General features: G+C 51.1%; 1 protein-coding gene. It reads right to left on the bottom strand.

The features are described from left to right. Positions 1-243: 243 nt before the first annotated feature. Positions 244-1,356, bottom strand: a complete 1,113-nt coding sequence (locus HFC70_RS26275; RefSeq protein ID WP_168476283.1) for a hypothetical protein — start codon at positions 1,354-1,356, stop codon at positions 244-246. Positions 1,357-1,584 lie beyond the last annotated feature (228 nt).

Here is a 1,584-nt window from a genome sequence, read left to right on the forward strand (position 1 = left end):
GGGTAAGGGGTTGATTTTGTTGGGGGTGGAGTGGTGGGCTTTATGGCAGGAGTGTCCGATGGCTGCTTCGCGCCGTCATTTAGGTCGTTCATCGATTCTAGATAGTGTCCCGGAAGTTGACGTTCATTGCAGCTCGAGTGAAGGACCAAAACGGGCGGTGCGCGGTCGTTCGCTGCGACATGCACCAAGGCCAGCTTTGCGCAAATGGCAGCCACGCGTCAGAACGGTTTCGTGTGCTGTCGTCTATTCAGATTTGTCTGTCGAAGCAAGCGGCGCTACACTAGTCAGCTCATCAGGAGACATCTCTGCGGCAGCGTCCAGTTCGCCCTCCGGAGCTGATGATTCTGCATTCAGTTCAAGAATATCTCCAACAACTAGATATGTATGAATCACGAATCTCTGGGCCTCTGAAATATCTATCTCCGCATGTGATCCTTTCTGGGCCGCGGAGAAGACAGCATCCAACCTCTCACCGATAAACTTCAGGTCCGCGCTTATAACCTTGGATGACACACCAGAAGCCGCCTTGGCCTCACAGAACATCACGAGCCTATTGATATAATTGTCCGCGCCCACTTTGACTTCACGCCCGCCAGCCGACTTTACCGGTTTATCGGACGGGGGATAGAGAGCATCGGCAACAACTTGTAGAAGCCGTCGGCAGCTGTGCCCGGCATTTGCCCAATCCTCAGGGTTGTCCGATCCAAGATTATCTCGAATTGACTCCAATCGACGCAGCTCATCCGGTATAAGATCACCAAGATGACTGTCTACTCTTTTTCTATATCCTTCAAAAATGTCTTCAGCGGTGGATGATACGCGCAACTCAAATAACCTAGACAAAACGTAATCATAGATGAATGCGCGCCTGGACGCTAATTTGGCCATTTCGTCACGATAGTTGGCCGCTATCTGAGCTTCTAGGGTAATGTTGCGTATGGGTGTTGAAATGAACTGATGCGGATTGGCTGAGGAAATACTGATTGGCTGCGGCTGAAAGTAACTCAGCCTCAATTTCAAAGTCGATGCGTTCTCTTCGATACTTGTGATTGATCTCAAATCTGCTCTTTCGACTACTTTCTCGGTCGCCGAATCTTCCTTGTCGATCTTTTTTTCTGCCCTGACGCGAAGTGCCTTTAAGCAAAGCCTCCATATTTCAGGTTGAACACCATCGGGAGTTGAGGGGTACCCTGCGAGCTCATACTTAAATATTAGAAAATGATCATCGTCGCCAAGGAGACGCGCGAGTCGCGCGGTTTTCATTGTGCAACTGGAAAGCGGTAGCCGCTCAAGTTCAAGGTCTGCTAATATTTCGCCTGCGAGGTCAAAGGCTTCATTTGCAGATAGCTTGGCCACTTGCCATCCTTTCGTGAGTTCGATGCGTTAAGTGACAAGATGGCTACCTCGTTTTGGTTTGCCGAGGTGACCAGCCACGCTGAAGACAAAAGTCGGCGTACGACTGGAACCGGCTATGTGCCGCGTTTGGCTAGAATGGCAGCTCCGGGCCGCGAGTCACCGACCACGCTATCCAAGCGAATGTCCGCTGTCGTCGTTTTCTGGCTCATTAGCAGACTGTCCCCTCCC

This window comes from Agrobacterium sp. a22-2, assembly GCF_012276985.1.
Classification (GTDB): domain Bacteria; phylum Pseudomonadota; class Alphaproteobacteria; order Rhizobiales; family Rhizobiaceae; genus Allorhizobium.